Origin of the sequence: Paragemmobacter straminiformis (genome assembly GCF_014243445.1) — a bacterium.
GTDB classification, from domain to species: domain Bacteria; phylum Pseudomonadota; class Alphaproteobacteria; order Rhodobacterales; family Rhodobacteraceae; genus Paragemmobacter; species Paragemmobacter straminiformis.
On sequence record NZ_JACLQD010000005.1, the window covers coordinates 366,513 to 382,646 of the forward strand.

Annotated in this window: 15 protein-coding genes; all 15 read left to right on the plus strand. The window is 67.7% G+C overall.

Going from position 1 to position 16,134, the window contains the following annotated elements:
* The first annotated feature begins 9 nt into the window (after nt 1-9).
* The 15 genes from H7F16_RS17335 (at nt 10) to ftsA (ending at nt 15,969) form a co-directional block, all read left to right on the plus strand.
* Nucleotides 10-1,503 carry a UDP-N-acetylmuramoyl-L-alanyl-D-glutamate--2,6-diaminopimelate ligase gene (locus H7F16_RS17335; protein WP_185798881.1) on the plus strand — a complete coding sequence of 498 codons (1,494 nt, stop codon included), beginning with the start codon at nt 10-12 and terminating at the stop codon, nt 1,501-1,503.
* Nucleotides 1,503-2,972 (plus strand): UDP-N-acetylmuramoyl-tripeptide--D-alanyl-D-alanine ligase, encoded by a 1,470-nt coding sequence (locus H7F16_RS17340; RefSeq protein WP_185798882.1) that lies wholly within the window; start codon nt 1,503-1,505, stop codon nt 2,970-2,972. The genes H7F16_RS17335 and H7F16_RS17340 overlap by 1 nt, the downstream gene beginning before the upstream one ends.
* Complete coding sequence (mraY, locus tag H7F16_RS17345) at nt 2,973-4,055, plus strand: phospho-N-acetylmuramoyl-pentapeptide-transferase (RefSeq protein ID WP_185798883.1); 1,083 nt, start codon at nt 2,973-2,975, stop codon at nt 4,053-4,055.
* 142 nt (nt 4,056-4,197) lie between these two features.
* Nucleotides 4,198-4,773: a DedA family protein gene (locus H7F16_RS17350; RefSeq protein WP_185798884.1), complete on the plus strand. Its 576-nt coding sequence runs from the start codon at nt 4,198-4,200 to the stop codon at nt 4,771-4,773.
* 95 nt (nt 4,774-4,868) lie between these two features.
* On the plus strand, nt 4,869-5,540 hold the full coding sequence (locus H7F16_RS17355) for an SDR family NAD(P)-dependent oxidoreductase (protein ID WP_185798885.1): 672 nt from the start codon (nt 4,869-4,871) through the stop codon (nt 5,538-5,540).
* Nucleotides 5,541-5,602: 62 nt separating this feature from the next.
* A complete protein-coding gene (gene murD, locus H7F16_RS17360) occupies nt 5,603-7,006 on the plus strand; it encodes a UDP-N-acetylmuramoyl-L-alanine--D-glutamate ligase (RefSeq protein ID WP_185798886.1) in 1,404 nt (467 codons plus the stop codon).
* Between the two features lie 259 nt (nt 7,007-7,265).
* Entirely contained in the window at nt 7,266-7,616 is a 351-nt protein-coding gene (locus H7F16_RS17365; protein ID WP_185798887.1) for a hypothetical protein, read from the plus strand.
* Nucleotides 7,617-7,808: 192 nt separating this feature from the next.
* On the plus strand, nt 7,809-8,975 hold the full coding sequence (gene ftsW / locus H7F16_RS17370) for a putative lipid II flippase FtsW (protein ID WP_185798888.1): 1,167 nt from the start codon (nt 7,809-7,811) through the stop codon (nt 8,973-8,975).
* A gap of 2 nt (nt 8,976-8,977) precedes the next feature.
* Nucleotides 8,978-10,081 (plus strand): UDP-N-acetylglucosamine--N-acetylmuramyl-(pentapeptide) pyrophosphoryl-undecaprenol N-acetylglucosamine transferase, encoded by a 1,104-nt coding sequence (locus H7F16_RS17375; protein WP_185798889.1) that lies wholly within the window; start codon nt 8,978-8,980, stop codon nt 10,079-10,081.
* A complete protein-coding gene (gene murC, locus H7F16_RS17380; protein WP_185798890.1) occupies nt 10,078-11,502 on the plus strand; it encodes a UDP-N-acetylmuramate--L-alanine ligase in 1,425 nt (474 codons plus the stop codon). Before H7F16_RS17375 ends, murC begins: the two co-directional genes overlap by 4 nt.
* A gap of 97 nt (nt 11,503-11,599) precedes the next feature.
* Entirely contained in the window at nt 11,600-11,851 is a 252-nt protein-coding gene (locus H7F16_RS17385; RefSeq protein WP_185798891.1) for a DUF2484 family protein, read from the plus strand.
* Nucleotides 11,851-12,780, plus strand: a complete 930-nt coding sequence (gene murB, locus H7F16_RS17390) for a UDP-N-acetylmuramate dehydrogenase (RefSeq protein WP_185798935.1) — start codon at nt 11,851-11,853, stop codon at nt 12,778-12,780. The genes H7F16_RS17385 and murB overlap by 1 nt, the downstream gene beginning before the upstream one ends.
* A 38-nt stretch (nt 12,781-12,818) precedes the next feature.
* Complete coding sequence (locus H7F16_RS17395; protein ID WP_185798892.1) at nt 12,819-13,739, plus strand: D-alanine--D-alanine ligase; 921 nt, start codon at nt 12,819-12,821, stop codon at nt 13,737-13,739.
* Nucleotides 13,727-14,638 (plus strand): cell division protein FtsQ/DivIB, encoded by a 912-nt coding sequence (locus H7F16_RS17400; protein ID WP_185798893.1) that lies wholly within the window; start codon nt 13,727-13,729, stop codon nt 14,636-14,638. The genes H7F16_RS17395 and H7F16_RS17400 overlap by 13 nt, the downstream gene beginning before the upstream one ends.
* Nucleotides 14,635-15,969: a cell division protein FtsA gene (gene ftsA / locus H7F16_RS17405; protein WP_185798894.1), complete on the plus strand. Its 1,335-nt coding sequence runs from the start codon at nt 14,635-14,637 to the stop codon at nt 15,967-15,969. The genes H7F16_RS17400 and ftsA overlap by 4 nt, the downstream gene beginning before the upstream one ends.
* Nucleotides 15,970-16,134 lie beyond the last annotated feature (165 nt).

Below are 16,134 nucleotides of genomic sequence, written 5' to 3' on the forward strand. Positions count from 1 at the left end.
GAGACGGGCATGTCGGGATCGGTCGAGACAGGGCAGGCGAGGCTTTCGGCGCTGGGCCTTGCGGCGCGGGGCGGGCGCGATCCGGTTCTGACGGGGCTGACGGTGGACAGCCGCGCGGTCAAGGCGGGAATGCTGTTCGCGGCATTGCCGGGTGTTGCCGTGCATGGCGCGGCCTTTGTTCCGCAGGCCTTGGCGGCGGGGGCTGCGGCGGTGCTGACCGATGCCGAGGGCGCAAGGCTGGCGGCCGGGGCGCTTGCCGCTTCGGCGGCGGCGCTGGTCGTGGCCGAGGACCCGCGCGCGGCTTTGGCGGGGGCGGCGGCACTGTGGTTCGGCGCGCAGCCCGAGGTGATGGTTGCCGTCACCGGGACGAACGGCAAGACATCGGTCGCCACTTTCGCGCGGCAGATCTGGATGGCGCTGGGGCATAGCGCCATCAACATCGGCACCACGGGTGTCGAGGGGGCCTGGGCCGCGCCGTCGAGCCATACCACGCCCGACGCCATCACCTTGCAGCGGATGCTGGCGCAGGCTGCGGTGGCGGGGGTGAGCCATGCGGCGATGGAGGCATCATCCCACGGGTTGCACCAGCGGCGGCTGGACGGGGTGCGGCTGGCGGCGGCGGGGTTCACCAATTTCACGCAGGACCATCTGGATTACCACGGCACGATGGAGGCCTATTTCGCGGCCAAGATGGAGCTGTTCGGGCGCGTGTTGCCGCCCGATGGCGCGGTGGTGGTGAATATGAACGACCCCTTCGGGGCGCGCGTGGCCGAGATCGCGCGGGCACGGGGGCAGCGGGTGCTGGCGGTCGGGCATGGCGCGGGGTGCGAGTTGCGGATTCTGGGCCAACGCTATGACGCCACGGGGCAGGAGGTGCGGTTCTCGTGGCAAGGGCAGCCCTATCAGCTGCGGCTCAACCTGATCGGCGGGTTTCAGGCGGAAAACGTGGCTTTGGCGGCGGGACTGGTCATCGCGGCGGGCGAGGAGGCGGGGACGGTGTTCCGCGCCTTGCCGGACCTGACGGGGGTGCGCGGGCGGATGCAACTGGCCGCGACGCGGGCCAACGGGGCGGCGGTTTTCGTGGATTATGCCCATACGCCCGACGCGATCGCCACCGCGCTGCGGGCGTTGCGCCCGCATGTGATGGGGCGGCTGGTCGTCGTCTTTGGCGCGGGGGGCGACCGTGACCGCACGAAGCGGCCCCTGATGGGGGCGGCGGCGGCGGAACATGCGGATGTTGTCTTTGTGACGGATGACAACCCCCGATCCGAGGAACCCGAAGCCATCCGTGCAGAAATATTGCAAGCCTGTCCCGACGCCAACGAGGTCGGAGACCGCGCCGAAGCCATCCTGCGGGGGGTCGATGCGCTGGGCGCGGGGGATGCCTTGCTGGTGGCGGGCAAGGGGCACGAGACGGGGCAGACCATCAAGGGGCAGGTCTTTCCCTTTGACGATGTGGAACAGGCAAGCATCGCGGTCGCGGCGCTGGACGGGGTGATCTGATGGCGCAAGACAAGACGGCCTTGTGGACAAAGGACGCGGCAGTTGCGGCAACGGGCGGGGCCTGTGCCGTGGATTGGGTGGCCGAGGGGGTTTCCATCGACACGCGGACGCTGAAGCGGGGCGATCTGTTCGTGGCGCTGGCGGATGTGCGCGACGGGCATGATTTCGTGGCGCAGGCGCTGGAAAAGGGTGCCGCGGCGGCGCTGGTCAGTCGCGTGCCCGAGGGCGTGGCTGCGGATGCGCCGCTTTTGGTGGTGCCGGATGTGCTGGCGGCTTTGGAGCGGCTGGGTGCCGCGGCGCGGGCGCGGACCCGCGCGCGGGTCGTCGGTGTGACGGGGTCGGTGGGCAAGACCTCGACCAAGGAGATGTTGCGGGCCATTCTGGGCGGGCAGGGCCGCGTCCATGCCGCCGAGGCGAGTTACAACAACCATTGGGGCGTGCCGCTCACGCTGGCGCGGATGCCTGCGGACAGCGATTTCGCGGTGATCGAGATCGGGATGAACCACCCCGGCGAGATCGCGCCGCTGGCGCGGTTGGCGCGGCTGGATGTGGCGATGGTGACGACCGTGGCACCCGCGCATCTGGAAGCCTTCGAGAGTGTCGAGGGGATCGCGCATGAGAAGGCGTCGATCATGGAGGGTTTGGTCGCGGGCGGTGTTGCCGTGCTGAATGCCGATGTGGCGACAAGCGGCATCCTGCGCGCCAAGGCCGATGCGGTGGGCGCGAGGGCGGTGATGTTCGGGGCCGATGCGGGGGCCGACTGGCGGCTGGTGTCTGTGTCGATCAGCGACGAGGCGACGGTGGTGCAGGCCGCGCGGCACGGGCAGCCGATCCTGTTCAAGGTGCTGTCGCCGGGGCGGCATTTCGCGGCCAATGCGCTGGGCGCGCTGGCCGTGGCCGAGGCGATGGGCTGCGATGCGGCGATTGCCGCCTGCGATATCGGGCGCTGGTCGCCGCCGAGCGGGCGGGGCACGCGCGAGCGGATCGTGATGGATGCGCTGGAGGACCGGGGCTTCGATCTGATCGACGATGCCTTCAACGCCAATCCGGCAAGCATGGCGGCGGCGCTGGACCTGTTGATCGGGGCGGTGCCGGAAAATGGCGTGGGGCGCGTTGCCAAGGGGCGGCGGATCGCGGTGCTGGGGGATATGCTCGAACTGGGGCCGACCGAAGGCGCCTTGCATGCCGCAATCGCGCAGCATCCGGGGCTGGAGGCGGTGGATACGATCCATTGCGTCGGGCCGCGCATCAGGGCGTTGTGGCAGGCATTGCCGCGCGGGCAGAGGGGCGAATGGGCCGAGAAGGCCGAAGAGCTTGCCCTGCGGGCGCGCAGCCTGATCGATCCGGGGGATGTGATCCTTGTCAAAGGGTCCAAGGGCATCAAGGTGAGCCTTGTCGTTGACGCCTTGCGCAAATTGGGGCAGTCGGGCCCGACGAAGGCCGCGACGAAACACATGGGGACAGAGTGAATGTTTTATTGGCTGACCGCCTTTTCGGACGGGGGCGATATCTTCAACCTGTTCCGCTATCAGACCGTGCGCGCGGGCATGGCCTTTGTCACGGCGCTGGTCTTCGGCTTCGTCTTCGGGCGGCCGCTGATCGATCTTTTGCGCCGCAAGCAGAAGAAGGGCCAGCCGATCCGCGATGACGGCCCCGCCTCGCATTTCGTCAAGGCGGGCACGCCGACGATGGGGGGGCTGTTGATCCTGTCGGCGCTGGTGGTTTCCACGCTGCTCTGGGCGCGGCTGGACAACCCCTATGTCTGGATCGTGCTGCTGGTGACGCTGGGCTTCGGGCTGATCGGTTTTGCCGATGACTATGCCAAGGTGACCAAGCAGAACACCAAGGGCGTTTCGGGGCGCGTGCGCTTTACGGCCGGGCTGGTGATTGCGGCGCTGGCGTCCTTCGCGGCGGCGAGTTTCCATCCGGCGGAACTGACGAACCAGTTGGCGCTGCCCTTCTTCAAGGATGCTCTGGTCAACCTTGGCATCCTTTTCGTGCCTTTCGGCATGGTGGTGATCGTGGGGGCGGCCAATGCGGTGAACCTGACCGACGGTCTGGACGGGCTGGCGATCATGCCCGTGATGATCGCGGGCGGGACGCTGGGGGTGATTTCCTATGTCGTCGGGAACTACAATTTCACCGAATATCTGGGGGTGCATTTCGTGCCCGGGACGGGGGAACTGCTGATCTTCACGGCGGCCCTGTTCGGCGGAGGCCTGGGGTTCCTGTGGTATAACGCGCCGCCTGCGGCGGTGTTCATGGGGGATACCGGATCGCTTGCGCTTGGCGGCGCGCTCGGGGCGATTGCGGTCTGCACCAAGCACGAGATCGTGCTGGCCATCGTGGGCGGGCTGTTCGTGGTCGAGGCGCTGTCGGTCATCATCCAGGTGCTTTACTTCAAGCGGACGGGGCGGCGGGTGTTCCTGATGGCGCCGATCCACCACCATTTCGAGAAGAAGGGCTGGGCCGAGCCGCAGATCGTCATCCGCTTCTGGATCATCAGCCTGATCCTTGCGCTGGCGGGGCTTGCGACGCTGAAGCTGCGCTGAGGCCGGTGCCGGGGGCCTGTGCCGAGGCGGGAGCCGGGGCACGAAGTTTTGCGCGCCCGCCTCTGGACAAGGGGCGGGCGGGCGCGTCTTTGGGTGCAAAGGATGCCCGCCCGATGAACCCTGCCTGCCCTATGAACCCTGCTTGCCCGAGACCCGCGCCGTGACGATGGAAAGCCTGATCGCCGCCTGGGGGCTGCCCGCGCTGACCTTCGGCACGCTGTTCGAGGGGGACGCCGTCGCCTTTGTCGGCGGGTTGATGGCGCATCGGGGATTGATAACGCCGGTCGGGGCCTGGGGGGCGGTGACGCTGGGCGGGGTGGCGGTGGACAATGCGCTGTTCCATCTGGGACGCCGTTCGGGGCAGTCGGCCTGGATGGCGCGGATGCTGGCCAAGCCCCTGGCGCTGCGCCTGCTTGGTGCCGTGGCGGCGCATCCGGTCAAGATCATCCTCGGGTTCCGCTTCGTCTGGGGCACGCGGACGGTGACGCCGCCGGTGCTGGCGGCGGCGGGGATATCGCCCCTGCTGTTTGCCGCGCTGGATGCGGTGTCGGTCGCGGTCTGGGCGGCGCTATATGTGGCGCTGGGCTACGGGTTGGGGTTGACCGTCGAGCGGCTGTGGGGCGGGTTGAGCTGGGGAGAGCATTGGGCGTTGTCGCTGGCGGCGGGGTCGATGCTGGCGGCGGGTTTGTTCGTGTTGTGGCGGCGGCGGAGCCGCTAGGGGCCTGCGAATTTTCTGCGAAAATTCGGGCGGTGCGGGACGGGAGGGACGGCAATGGGTTTCGGTGACGGTTTCGGCTGGCAAAGGGGGCAGGCATGACGCGGCCCTTGCATCCCACCGCGCTGGTGACAGGCGGGAACCGCGGGATCGGACTGGCGATCTGCAAGGGGTTGGTGGCCAAGGGCTGCCGCGTGACGCTTGCCGCGCGCGACGAGGCGGCGGGGCGCAAGGCGGCGGCCGAGGCGGGATGCGCCTTTGTCCGGCTTGATCTGGCGGATCCGGACACGTCCTTTGACGCGGTGGTGCAGGCGGGGGGCTTCGACATCCTTGTGAACAACGCGGGTGTCATGCGCGATGTGTCGCTGCTGTCGCCCCGTTCGGATTTCGCCGAGGCGATGGAGGTGATGGTGCAGGCCCCGCTTGACCTGATCCGGTTGAACCTGCCGCATTGGCGCGACGGCGGCTGGGGGCGGATCGTCAACCTGTCCTCGGGTTGGGGGGCACATGCGGAAGGGCTGGGCGGGCCGGGCGCCTATGGGGTGGCGAAGGCCGCTCTCAACGCGCTGACGCGGGCCTTGCCGCGCGATCTGCCGGCGGGGGTCAAGGTGAACGCCTGTTGCCCCGGATGGGTGGCGACGCGGATGGGCGGTGCGGATGCGCCGCTTTCGCCGGAGGAGGGGGCCGATACGCCGGTCTGGCTGGCGCTGCTGCCCGAGGACGGGCCGACGGGCGGCTTCTTTCGCCGCCGCCAGCCTGTCGGGTGGTGAGGGGGCTTTCCGTGGGCGGCGCTATCCCCTAATCCCTTGGGGGGAATGCGAAGGGGGCTTTGATGATACCTGTTCGGGGATATGCGGGCGCGAAAGTGGCGGTGCTGGGGCTGGGGCGGTCGGGACTTGCCACCGCGCGGGCGCTGGTGGCGGGCGGGGCCGAGGCGCTGCTTTGGGACGACAGCCCCGAGGCGCGGGCCAAGGCCGAGGCCGAGGGTTTCGTGCTGACCGATCTGGGCCGGCAGGGGGCCTTTGACGGGGTGGCGGCCTTGGTCACCAGCCCCGGCATTCCGCACCTGTACCCCGCGCCGCACAAGCTCATCGCCCGCGCGATGGAGGCGGGGGTGCCTGTCGACAATGACATCGGCCTGTTCTTCCGCAGCTTCGCCTCGGAGGATTGGGACGGGTTCGATGTGACGCCCAAGGTCGTGGCGGTGACAGGGTCGAACGGCAAATCGACCACCACCGCGCTGATCACCCATATCCTTGCCGAGGCGGGGCGCGAGGTGCAGATGGCCGGCAATATCGGGCGCGGGGTGCTGGACATCGACCCTGCGGGCGATGGCGGGGTGGTGGTGCTGGAACTGTCCTCGTACCAGACCGAGCTTGCCCGCGCGCTGACGCCGGATGTGGCCGTGTTCACCAACCTGTCGCCCGACCATCTGGACCGGCACGGCGGCATGGGCGGCTATTTTGCCGCCAAGCGGCGGCTGTTCGCGGAAGGCGGGCCGGACCGCGCGGTGATCGGGGTCGACGAGGCGGAGGGTGTGTTTCTTGCCAACCAGATGGCGCAGGGAGCGGCGGATGACCGCGTGATCCGCATCTCGTCGGGGCAGAAGCTGGACGGGTTCGGCTGGACGGTCTTTGCCCGCAAGGGATTTCTGGCGGAATGGCGCAAGGGGCGGCAAGTCGCGTCGATCGACCTGCGCGAGGTGGCGGGGCTGCCCGGCGCGCACAACCACCAGAACGCCTGCGCCGCCTATGCCGCCTGCCGGACGCTGGGCCTTGCCCCGCGCGAGGTGGAGGCGGCGTTGCGGTCCTTTGAGGGGTTGCCGCACCGCAGCCAGCTGGTGGCCGAGCGTGGCGGGGTGAAGTTCGTCAACGATTCAAAGGCGACGAATGTGGATTCGGCGGCCAAGGCGTTGCAGGCCTTTGGCCGTATCCGTTGGATTGCGGGCGGGATGGGCAAGGACGGCGGGATCGCGGGGGCGCAGCCCTTCCTCGGGTCGGTTGCCAAGGCCTATCTCATCGGCCATTCGGCGCGGGATTTCGCGCTGCAACTGGGTGATGTGCCGCACGAGATCTGCGAGACGATGGAGCGTGCCGTGGCGCGGGCGGCGGCCGAGGCCGAGGCGGGGGATGTGGTGCTGCTTGCCCCTGCGGCGGCGAGTTTCGACCAGTATCCGAATTTCGAGAAGCGGGGCGAGCATTTCACCGCCCTTGTCAAGGCGCTGCTGGCCGGGTGAGCCTTGGCCGGCCCCGGAGAGGGTTTTCCACCCTCTCCGGACCTCACCCGGGGATATTTGGGCAAGTATGAAAGCGGGGGCGCGTTAAGGTTAACGCGGGTGGCGCGTGCGTTAGGGTTAACACGGCGAGGGGGGGCGTTAGGGTTAACGCGGTGAGGGGGGCGTTAGGGTTAATGCGGGCGGGGTCCGCGTTAGGGTTAATGCGATGAATGGGTTTGTTAGGGTTAATGCGGTTGGGCGGCTGAGGGCTGGCCGGAGATTGGCTGAGGGCTGGCGTCGGGTGGGTGCAGCGGTGCAACTGGGTGATGTGCCGCAAGAGATCGTCGAGATGATGGAGAGTGGCGTGGCGCGGGCGGCGGTCGAGGCCGAGGCGGGGGCGCGCTTCGTGGAGGCGCGGCTGCGGGCGGTTTCGGGCGGACGGCGTCGGGCTTGTGTCGAGGTGCAATCGGGATGGGGCGGTGGCCGCGTTGCTGGGTGGCTTGGTGTGGCGGCGCGTCGTGGAGGCTGGCGGCGTGTGGTCTCGGGCGGAGGCGTGGTGCTTTCGGGATGGGGCGCGCTAAGGGTAGCGCTGCGGGTGCGCGCGTTAGGGTTAATGCGGGTGGGTGGCTGAGGGCTTGCCGGAGATTGGCTGCGGATGGCGTCGGGCGGCCCTTGGCGTGGTGCGGGGTGGCGGTTTCCTGCCAAGGTGCGGGGCCTTCCGTTCGGGTTTATGCTGGCACGATCGGGGAAATGTGGTTAGAGTTTCGGCCAAGCCCGGTCGATAAGCGGGCATTGGCAGAGCAAGACGACAGGCGGATATCCCATGACCGAGATGGTTTATGGCTCTATGCCCTCGCGGGTGACCGAGCCGGTTCTTCCCCGTTGGTGGCGGACGATCGACAAATGGTCGATGACCTGCGTGATGGTGCTGTTCGGCATCGGGCTGTTGCTCGGTCTTGCCGCTTCGGTGCCGCTGGCCACGCGCAACGGGTTGGACCCGTTCTACTATGTGCAGCGGCAGGCGTTCTTCGGCGGGCTCGGGATCGTTGCCATGCTGGGCGTGTCGATGATGTCGCCCTATACGGTGCGGCGCTTCGGGGTGATCGGCTTTGCGCTGGCGCTGGTGGCCTTGTGCCTGCTGCCGTTTTTCGGGACCGATTTCGGCAAGGGGGCCGTGCGCTGGTTCTCGTTCGGCTTTGCCTCGTTCCAGCCTTCGGAGTTCCTCAAGCCCGGTTTCATCGTGGTTTGCGCCTGGTTGATGGCGGCGAGTTTCGATCTGAACGGGCCTCCGGGAAAGCTGGTTTCTTTCATGCTGACCACCATGGTGGTGATGATGCTGGCGATGCAGCCCGATTTCGGGCAGGCGGCGCTGGTGCTGTTCGGCTGGGGGGTGATGTATTTCGTGGCCGGTGCGCCGATGCTGCTGATCGTGGTGATCTTCGGCATCGTCGGGGCGGGCGGGATGATCGCCTATGGCAGTTCCGAGCATTTTGCCCGCCGGATCGACGGGTTCATGACGCCCGACATCGACCCGCGGACGCAGCTTGGCTATGCGACCAACGCCATTCAGGAGGGCGGTTTCTTCGGGGTCGGCGTGGGCGAGGGGCAGGTGAAATGGTCGCTGCCCGATGCGCATACCGATTTCATCATCGCCGTGGCGGCCGAGGAATACGGGCTGATCCTCGTGCTGGTCATCATCGCGCTTTACACCACGGTCGTGGTGCGCAGCCTGTTCCGTCTGATGAAGGAGCGTGATCCCTTTATCCGGCTGGCGGGAACGGGGCTTGCCTGCATCTTCGGGGTGCAGGCGATGATCAACATGGGGGTGGCGGTGCGTCTGCTGCCGGCCAAGGGCATGACCCTGCCCTTCGTGAGCTATGGCGGCTCGTCGGTGATTGCCGCCGGGATCACGGCGGGGGCGCTGCTTGCGATGACGCGGGCGCGGCCGCAGGGCAGGATGGGTGATATTTTCCAGCGTCGGGGACGGTAGGTATGAGTGACAGGGCTCCGCTCCTTCTGATCGCGGCGGGCGGCACGGGCGGGCATATGTTTCCCGCGCAGGCGCTGGCCGAGGCGATGGTGCGCAAGGGGTGGCGGGTGAAGCTGTCGACCGATGCGCGGGGCGCGCGCTATGCGGGCGGGTTCCCGCATGTGGTCGAGGTGAGCGAGGTGAGTTCGGCCACCTTTGCGCGGGGGGGCGCGCTGGCCAAGGGGCTGGTGCCGCTGCGGATCGCGGGCGGGGTGGTTTCGGCGGTATGGTCGATGCTGCGCGACCGGCCTGCGGTGGTGGTGGGCTTTGGCGGCTATCCGACGATTCCGGCGCTGGCGGCGGCATGGGTGCTGCGGCGGCCGCGGATGATCCACGAGCAGAACGGGGTTCTGGGGCGGGTCAACCAGGTTTTCGCGCGGCGCGTCGACAAGGTGGCCTGCGGCACATGGCCGACGGCGCTGCCTGCGGGTGTGACGGGCTATCACACGGGCAACCCAGTGCGGGCGGCGGTGCTGGACCGTGCGGCGGCGGGCTATATTCCGCCCGGCGACTACCCGATGAGCGTGGTGGTGATCGGCGGCAGCCAAGGCGCGCGCATCCTGTCGGATGTGGTGCCCGCGGCGATGGCGCTGCTGCCCGAAGGGGTGCGGCAGCGGCTGCGCGTGGCGCAGCAGGCGCGCGACGAGGACATGGCGCGCGTGATCGCCGCCTATGACGAGGCGGGGATGCTGGCCGAGGTGAAGCCCTTCTTTGCCGACATTCCGAAGCGGCTGGCCGAGGCGCAACTGGTGATCTCGCGGTCGGGTGCGTCGTCGGTGGCGGATATCTCGGTGATCGGGCGGCCGTCGATCCTGATCCCGTTCGCGGCGGCGACCGGAGACCACCAGACGGCCAATGCGCGCGGGCTGGTCGATGCCGGGGCGGCGGTGCTGATACCGGAAAAGATGCTTGACCCCGCGAGCCTTGCCGCGCAAGTGGAGTCGGTGCTGACGCAAAGCGATGCGGCGGTGACGATGGCGCGGCACGCGCTGGCACAGGCGCGGCCTGATGCGACGGAGCGGCTGGTGGCGCTTGTCGAGGAACTTGCGAAGGAAAAGACGGCATGAATGCTGCGACGAAACTGCCCGGCGAGCTGGGGCCGATCCACTTCATCGGGATGGGCGGGATCGGCATGTCGGGGATCGCCGAGGTGCTGATGACGCTGGGCTACCGCGTGCAGGGGTCGGACGCCAAGGCGTCGAAGATCACCGACCGGCTGGTGACGCTGGGCGCTTCGTTCTACGAGGGGCAGCGGGCCGAGAACATCGGCGAGGCGGCGGTGGTCGTGATCTCGAGCGCGATCAAGAAGGGCAATCCGGAACTGGAAGAAGCGCGGCGGCGCAAGCTGCCCGTGGTGCGGCGCGCCGAGATGCTGGCCGAGTTGATGCGGCTGAAGTCGAACATCGCCATTGCGGGCACGCATGGCAAGACCACGACGACGACGATGGTGGCGACCTTGCTCGACAAGGGCGGGTTCGACCCGACGGTGATCAACGGCGGCGTGATCCATGCCTACGGGTCCAACGCGCGGGCGGGCGCGGGCGAGTGGATGGTGGTCGAGGCCGATGAAAGCGACGGGTCGTTCAACCGGCTGCCCGCGACCATTGCCATCGTGACCAATATCGACCCCGAGCATATGGAGCATTGGGGCACCTTTGACGCGCTGCGGAAGGGGTTTGTCGATTTCGTCTCGAACATCCCGTTCTACGGGCTGGCGGTGTGCTGCACCGACCACCCCGAGGTGCAGGCGCTGGTGGGCAAGGTCACGGACCGGCGTTTCGTGACATTCGGCTTCAACGCGCAGGCCGATGTGCGGGCGGTGAACCTGCGCTTCGAGGGCGGGCGGGCGCATTTCGACGTGGCCTTGCAGGGCGAGGGCGAGGGATCGGTGATCGAGGGCTGCGTGCTGCCGATGCCGGGGGACCACAACGTCTCGAACGCCTTGGCCGCCGTTGCGGTGGCGCGGCATCTGGGGATGAAGAAGGACGAGATCCGCGAGGCGCTGGCGTCTTTCGCGGGTGTGAACCGCCGTTTCACCAAGGTGGCCGAGGTGAATGGCGTGACCATCATCGACGATTACGGCCACCATCCGGTCGAGATTGCCGCCGTGCTGAAGGCGGCGCGGCAGGCGATTGCGGGCAAGGCGGGGGCGCGGGTGATCGCTGTCCACCAGCCGCACCGCTACACACGGTTGTCGAACCTGTTCGAGGAATTCTGCACCTGCTTCAACGAGGCGGATGTGGTGGGCATCACCGACATCTATTCGGCGGGCGAGGAACCCATCGCGGGGGCAAGCCGCGACGATCTGGTGGCGGGGCTGATCGCCCATGGTCACCGCCATGCCCGTGCCGTGCAGGACGAGGCGGATCTTGCCCGTCTGGTGCGCGAACAGGCGCGGCCGGGGGATATGGTCGTCTGCCTTGGGGCGGGGACGATTTCGGCCTGGGCCAATGCCTTGCCCGCAAAACTGGCGGGGGCCGCGGCGTGACGGGGGCCGCAGGGATTTTCTGCGGAAATCCGGGGCCGTCGTCTTGTGCGGGGGCCGGGGTGCCGGTTGGAAATTCGGGTCTGGAGGGGGCGGCGGTATGAACCTTGGGCTTGCGGTGGCGTTTCTTTGGCTGATCGTGGCGAACATCATCGCCATGCTGCCGACACGGGACCATCACTGGACGGCGGCCTATGTGCTGATCGCGGTGGGGATACCGGTGCTGGGCTGGGTGACATGGGAAAGCGGGCCGGTCTGGGGACTGGTGCTGCTGGTCATGGGCGCATCGGTGCTGCGCTGGCCGCTGATCTTCGTGTTCCGCTGGGCGCGGCGCAAGGTGGCGGGCGAGTGATGCGGCGGCCCTTGCCGCAGGTGCGCGGCACGTTGACGGAAAACCGCCCCCTGGCCGATCTGACATGGCTGCGCGTGGGCGGGCCTGCGGACCTGTTCTTCCAGCCTGCGGACGAGGCCGATCTGGTGGCCTTTCTGCGCGACCTCGACCCGGCCGAGACGGTGTTTCCGATGGGGGTGGGCAGCAACCTGATCGTGCGCGATGGCGGGATACGGGCTGTTGTGATCCGTCTGGGGCGGGGGTTCAACGGGATTTCGGTCGAGGGGGAGCGCGTGATCGCGGGCGCTGCGGCGCTGGATGCGCATGTGGCGCGGCGCGCGGCAGAGGCGGGGCGCGACCTGACCTTCCTGCGCACCATTCCGGGCAGCATCGGCGGCGCGGTGAAGATGAATGCGGGCTGCTATGGCAGCTATGTCGCGGATCATCTGGAGACGGTGCGGGCCGTGACGCGGGCCGGGGATGTGGTGACGATCCCTGCGGCCGAGCTGAACCTGTCTTACCGCCAGTCGCATCTGCCCGAGGGGTGGATCATCGTCGAGGCCACATTCCGCACCGAAGCGGGCGAGCCTGCCGCGCTCGAGGCGCGGATGGCCGAGCAGATCGCCAAGCGCGATGCGAGCCAGCCGACCAAGGAGCGGTCGGCGGGGTCGACGTTCCGCAATCCGGTGGGGCATTCCTCGACCGGGCGGGCGGATGACAGCCATGAGCTGAAGGCGTGGAAAGTGATCGACGAGGCCGGTCTGCGCGGTGCCCGGCGGGGCGGGGCGCAGATGTCGGAGATGCACTCGAACTTCCTGATCAATGCCGGAGGGGCAAGTGCCGCCGATCTGGAAGGATTGGGGGAAGAAGTGCGAAAAAAGGTTTTCCAAGCGCGCGGGATCACGTTAGAGTGGGAAATCATGCGCGTCGGTGAACCGGCGGCAAAATAACACAAAAAACGGGCACAAGACCCGGTTTGAGGCGGAACATGGCGGGCGGTTCGGGCAGAAACGTCCCCCTCGTGGCGGTGTTGATGGGTGGGCTTTCCGCAGAGCGGGAAGTGTCGCTCGTCTCGGGGCGTGCATGCGCCCGCGCATTGCGTGAGGCGGGATACGAGGTGGTCGAGGTCGATTGCGGCCACGATCTGCCTGCGCGCTTGGCCGAAATTTCGCCCGACCTGTGTTTCAACGCCCTGCATGGCCGCTGGGGCGAGGATGGCTGCGTGCAGGGCATCCTTGAATGGTTGCGGATTCCCTATACGCATTCGGGCGTGCTGGCCTCGTCGCTTGCGATGGACAAGACGCGGGCCAAGGACGCCTATCGTGCGGCGGGGCTGCCCGTGGTCGAAAGCGTGATCGTCCCGCGCGAGGCGGTCGAGGCGGGGCATGTGCTGGCCGCGCCCTATGTGGTGAAGCCCAATGCCGAAGGGTCTTCGGTGGGTGTGTATATCGTCCGCGAGGGGGCGAACGCGCCGCGCCTTGCCGCCGAGATGCCCGCGATGGTGATGGTCGAGACCTATGTGCCGGGCCGCGAGTTGACGGTTTCGGTGCTGGGGGACCGGGCGCTCTGCGTGACCGACATCATCACCGAGGGCTGGTATGACTATGACGCCAAATACAAGGCCGGGGGCAGCCGCCACGAGGTGCCCGCCAAGCTGCCTGCAGAGATCACCGAAGCCTGCCTTGACTATGCCTTGCGGGCGCATCGGGCGCTGGGGTGCCGCGGGCTGAGCCGGACGGATTTCCGCTGGGACGAGGCGCGGGGACTGGCGGGGCTGATCCTTCTGGAGACCAACACGCAACCGGGGATGACGCCGACCTCGCTTTCGCCCGAACAGGCGGCGCATGTCGGGATGACGTTCCCCGCGCTTTGCGACTGGATCGTGAAGGATGCCTCATGCAACCGGTGATGAACCACGGCGGGCAGCGCCGCGTCTATATCCGCCAGCCGCGCCGTGATCCGGCGCCGTCGCGCTGGGCCTACCGGATGCAGCGGCTGTGGCTGACGCCGCTGTTCCGGCTGCTGTTCCGCGTGGGCCTGCCGGTGCTGGTGCTGGGCGGGGTGACGGCGATCTATGTCGCCAACGATGCGCGGCGGGCGGGGCTGGTGCAGGGCTATGTCGACCTGCGCGAGAAGTTCCAGAACCGGCCGGAGTTCATGGTCGGGCTTGTTTCGGTCGAGGGGGCTTCGACCGAGCTGGCCGAGGCGATCCGCGCGCGGGCGGGGCTGAAGCTGCCTGCGTCGTCCTTCGACCTCGATCTCGATGCCGCGCGGGCGCGGATCGAGGATCTGGATGCGGTGGCCAAGGCGGAATTGCGCGTGCGGTCGGGCGGGGTGTTGCAGGTGCTGATCACCGAGCGGATGCCGGTGATGGTCTGGCGCACCGACGACCGGATCGAGATGCTGGACGAGACGGGGCATCGCGTGGCGAGCCTTGGCGCGCGGGCGGACCGTGCCGACCTGCCGCTGATCGCGGGCGCGGGGGCCGACAAGGCCGCGGGCGAGGCGTTGGAGATTTTCGCGGCGGCGCAGCCGGTGCTGCCGCGTGTGCGGGGCTTGGTGCGGATCGGTGACCGGCGCTGGGATGTGGTTCTGGACCGCAACCAGAAGATCATGCTGCCCGAACACAATGCGGTGGCCGCGCTTGAGCGGTTGATCGCGCTGGATCGGGCCGAAGACCTGTTGGCGCGCGATGTGCTGACGGTCGATCTGAGAAACGAAGAACGACCCGTGCTGCGGCTGGCGCCAAACGCCATGAACGAACGCCGCAAAGCACAGGGCATCGATACGAGCGGGAGCGAATTATGACCGACCTTTACCAATCGCAACGAGCGATGCGCCACATGCGCCGGGCCGCGATGCAGCGGGGTGTCATCGCCATTCTCGACGTGGGGACCAGCAAGATCGCCTGTCTGATCCTGCGCTTCGACGGGCCCGAGCGCCTGCGCGAGCAGGACGGGGTCGGGCCGATGGCGGGGCAATCCTCGTTCCGCGTGATCGGGGCTGCGACCACGCGGTCGCGCGGGGTGCGGTTCGGCGAGATCGCTCAGATGAACGAGACCGAGCGGGCCATCCGCACCGCCGTGCAGGCGGCACAGAAGATGGCCAATGTGCGCGTCGACCATGTGATCGCCTGTTTCAGCGGGGCCGAGCCGCGCAGCTACGGTCTGGCGGGCGAGTGGGAATTGCAGGATTCGGTCGTGACCGAGCAGGATGTGGCGCGTGTTCTGGCCTCGTGCGATGTGCCCGACATCGGGCAGGGGCGCGAGGTGCTGCACGCCCATCCGGTGAACTTTGCGCTGGACCATCGCACGGGGCTTGGCGATCCGCGCGGGCAGATCGGCAACCGGCTGGCCTGCGACATGCATCTGCTGAGCGTGGACGGGTCGGTGGTGCAGAACCTGCTTTACTGCATCAAGCGCTGTGACCTCGAACTCGCCGGTATCGCCTCGTCGGCCTATGTGTCGGGGGTGTCGAGCCTTGTCGAGGACGAGCAGGAACTGGGTGCCGCCTGCATCGACATGGGCGGCGGGTCGACCGGCATTTCGATCTTCATGAAGAAGCACATGATCTATGCGGATTCGGTGCGCATGGGCGGGGATCATGTCACCTCGGACATCTCGAAGGGGTTGCAGATCCCGCTTGCCGTGGCCGAGAAGATCAAGACCAAGCACGGCGGCGTCTATGCCACCGGCATGGATGACCGCGAGATGATCGAGACGGGTGGCGAGAGCGGCGACTGGGAAAAGGACCGCCGCCAGATCAGCCGGACCGAGTTGATCGGCATCATGCGCCCGAGGGTCGAGGAAATTCTGGAAGAGGCGCGGATGCGTCTGGATGCGGCGGGCTTTGACCAGTTGCCGAGCCAGTCGATCGTTCTGACCGGCGGCGCGAGCCAGATTCCGGGGCTGGACGGGTTGGCCGCGCGCATTCTGGGCCAGCAGGTCCGTCTGGGCCGTCCGCTGCGCGTGCAGGGCCTGCCGCAAGCCGCGACGGGTGCCGCTTTTGCCAGTGCCGTGGGCCTGTGCCTGTTTGCGGCCCATCCGCAGGACGAGTGGTGGGATTTCGAAATCCCCTCGGAACGCTATCCGGCGCGGTCGATCAAGAGGGCCTTCAAATGGTTCAAGGACAACTGGTAACCGCTACATCCTGCCAAAATGGCGAAATACCGCTGATTGCGCTGTGAATCGGTCCATATTTTGTGGGTCGGTAACAGTTTTTACGTGACCTCTGACCCCCTTTGTGGATAGAATCGTGGATAAATTCGGATTCCTGCGCCCGGGACCGGCGCGAAAACAAGCCGA

Bases quoted from the DNA above. Each gene is read 5' to 3' on its own strand.
- mraY (WP_185798883.1), top strand. From the start codon at position 2,973: ATGTTTTATTGGCTGACCGCCTTTTCGGACGGGGGCGATATCTTCAAC.
- ftsW (WP_185798888.1), top strand. From the start codon at position 7,809: ATGACCGAGATGGTTTATGGCTCTATGCCCTCGCGGGTGACCGAGCCG.
- H7F16_RS17335 (WP_185798881.1), top strand. From the start codon at position 10: ATGTCGGGATCGGTCGAGACAGGGCAGGCGAGGCTTTCGGCGCTGGGC.
- H7F16_RS17395 (WP_185798892.1), top strand. From the start codon at position 12,819: ATGGCGGGCGGTTCGGGCAGAAACGTCCCCCTCGTGGCGGTGTTGATG.
- murD (WP_185798886.1), top strand. From the start codon at position 5,603: ATGATACCTGTTCGGGGATATGCGGGCGCGAAAGTGGCGGTGCTGGGG.
- H7F16_RS17400 (WP_185798893.1), top strand. From the start codon at position 13,727: ATGCAACCGGTGATGAACCACGGCGGGCAGCGCCGCGTCTATATCCGC.
- murB (WP_185798935.1), top strand. From the start codon at position 11,851: ATGCGGCGGCCCTTGCCGCAGGTGCGCGGCACGTTGACGGAAAACCGC.
- murC (WP_185798890.1), top strand. From the start codon at position 10,078: ATGAATGCTGCGACGAAACTGCCCGGCGAGCTGGGGCCGATCCACTTC.
- H7F16_RS17355 (WP_185798885.1), top strand. From the start codon at position 4,869: ATGACGCGGCCCTTGCATCCCACCGCGCTGGTGACAGGCGGGAACCGC.
- H7F16_RS17385 (WP_185798891.1), top strand. From the start codon at position 11,600: ATGAACCTTGGGCTTGCGGTGGCGTTTCTTTGGCTGATCGTGGCGAAC.
- ftsA (WP_185798894.1), top strand. From the start codon at position 14,635: ATGACCGACCTTTACCAATCGCAACGAGCGATGCGCCACATGCGCCGG.
- H7F16_RS17340 (WP_185798882.1), top strand. From the start codon at position 1,503: ATGGCGCAAGACAAGACGGCCTTGTGGACAAAGGACGCGGCAGTTGCG.
- H7F16_RS17375 (WP_185798889.1), top strand. From the start codon at position 8,978: ATGAGTGACAGGGCTCCGCTCCTTCTGATCGCGGCGGGCGGCACGGGC.